This window comes from Streptomyces sp. NPDC015032 (assembly GCF_043080425.1).
Taxonomy (GTDB): Bacteria; Actinomycetota; Actinomycetes; order Streptomycetales; family Streptomycetaceae; genus Streptomyces.
Genome location: NZ_JBIBVN010000107.1, coordinates 1 through 2219, shown reverse-complemented (window position 1 = coordinate 2219; position 2219 = coordinate 1). Strand labels below are relative to the sequence as shown.

The following is a 2219-nucleotide window of genomic DNA, read 5'->3' as shown; positions in this document are numbered from 1 at the left end:
GCGCGGTGGACGGCGGACGGTCAGCTGGAGTACGTCGGGCGCGGTGACACCCAGGTCAAGGTCCGCGGCTTCCGCATCGAACCGGCCGAGGTCGAAGAAGCCCTGACGGCGCACCCGGCGGTGGCACAGGCAGCGGTGATCGCCCGCGGTACCGCTTGCGGCAAGCAGCTGGTCGGGTATGTGGTCCCCGCCCGGACCGACGGCGCCGGCGACCTCGTGGCGGACGAGCTGCGCAGCTCCGTGACGGCCCGCCTGCCGGAGTACATGGTGCCGACGGCCTTTGTGGTGCTGGACCGGCTGCCGCTGACACCCAACGGAAAGCTGGACCGCGCCGCGCTGCCGGAGCCGGAATTAACCGGACGGGCGTACCGGGCACCGCGTACGCCCCAAGAAGAAGTCCTGGCGGGTCTGTTCGCGGAGGTGCTCGGCCTGGAGCGGGTCGGTGTCGACGACGACTTCTTCGCCATGGGCGGCCACTCGCTGCTCGCCACCCGCCTCATCAGCCGCATCCGCGCCGAACTCGGCGCGGAACTTCCGATCCGTGCGGTATTCGACTCGCCGACCGTCGTGGAATTGGCGCTGCGCTTGACGGCGGGGGCGGCGGTACGGCCCACGCTGCGGCAGCTCGCCGAGCGCCCGGAGCGCGTGCCGCTGTCCTTCGCACAACGCCGGCTGTGGTTCATCCACCGCTTCGAGGGCCTTTCGGCCACGTACAACATTCCCGTGGTGCTGCGGCTGGCCGGTGTGCTGGACGAGGCGGCGCTGGGGCGCGCCGTCCAGGACGTGGTGGCCCGGCACGAGAGCCTGCGCACCCTCTTCGCGGAGGACGCGGAAGGGGTGCCGTATCAGCGGGTCCTCCCCGTGTCGCAAGCCCCGCTCGATGTACCGGCCACCGCGGTGGAGCCGGCGAACCTGGCCGATGCGGTGGCCGGTGCGGTGACCCACCACTTCGACCTGTCGGCCGAAATCCCGGTGCGGGCAAGCCTGTTCCGCAGTGGCGCAGCGGACCACGTCCTGGTGCTGCTCATCCACCACATCGCCGGCGACGGCGGCTCGATGGCGCCGCTGGCGCGGGACCTGTCGGTGGCGTACACCGCGAGGCTGGCGGGCCGGGCGCCGCAGTGGACGCCGCTGCCGGTGCAGTACGCCGACTACACCCTGTGGCAGCGGGATCTGCTCGGGGAGGAGTCCGACCCGCAGAGCGTGCTGTCCGTGCAGTCCGAGTACTGGCGCCAAGAGCTGGCGGAGGTACCGCAGCCGTTGCAACTGCCGACGGACCGGCCGCGCCCGGCGGCGGCCAGCTACCGCGGTGACATGGTGAACTTCACCTTCGAGCCCGAACTTCTCGCCGCGGTCGAGGAGCTGGCGCAGCGCCGAGGTGCGACGGCGTCCATGGTGATGCAGTCGGCGCTGGCCGTGCTGCTGCACCAGCTGGGCGGCGGCGACGACCTGACGATCGGGTCGCCGATCGCCGGCCGTACCGACGAGGCCCTCACAGAGCTGGTGGGCTTCTTCGTCAACACCTGGGTGCTGCGGGTCGAGCTGTCGGGCAACCCGACCTTCGAGCGGGTCCTGGAGCGGGTGCGGGACAAGGCACTGGCGGCCTACGACAACCAGGACGCGCCGTTCGAGCGACTGGTGGAACTGCTCGACCCCGAGCGGTCCACCGCCTATCAGCCGCTGTTCCAGGTGATGTTCGCCTGGCAGAACAACGCCCTTCCCGAACTCGACCTGCCCGGACTGCGGGCGACCCCCGACCCCGTATCGACCGGGACCGCGAAATTCGACCTGTTCTTCAACCTGGCCTCCATTCCCGGAAACGACGTACAGGGCAATATCGAGTACGCCACCGACCTGTTCGACCGGGAGACGGCGGAAAGGATGGCGACGCGCTTTGTGCGGGTGCTGCGACAGGTCGTGGCCGACCCCGGCCAGGACATCGGGGCGGTCGAGGTGCTGGAGCCGGGGGAGCGGGACCGGCTGCTGCGCGAATTCAACGGCACGGCAGTCGCCCTACCGCAGGATGTGACGGCCCCCGCGCTGTTCGCGCGCCAGGCCGCCCGGACGCCTGACGCGGTGGCCCTGGTCTTCGAAGAGACGAGCTTGACGTACCGCGAACTCGACGCCCGGGCGAATCGGCTGGCGCACTGGCTGATCGAGCGGGGCGTGGGTCCGGAGCGGCGGGTCGCGGTCGTACTGCCGCGGACGTCGGATCTGGT

1 protein-coding gene is annotated in these 2219 nt (G+C 70.8%); it reads left to right on the top strand.

Annotated features, from left to right (window positions below; all coding sequences use genetic code 11):
- On the top strand, nt 1-2219 hold a 2219-nt coding region (locus tag ACF08M_RS41535), incomplete at both ends, for a condensation domain-containing protein (protein ID WP_392190505.1).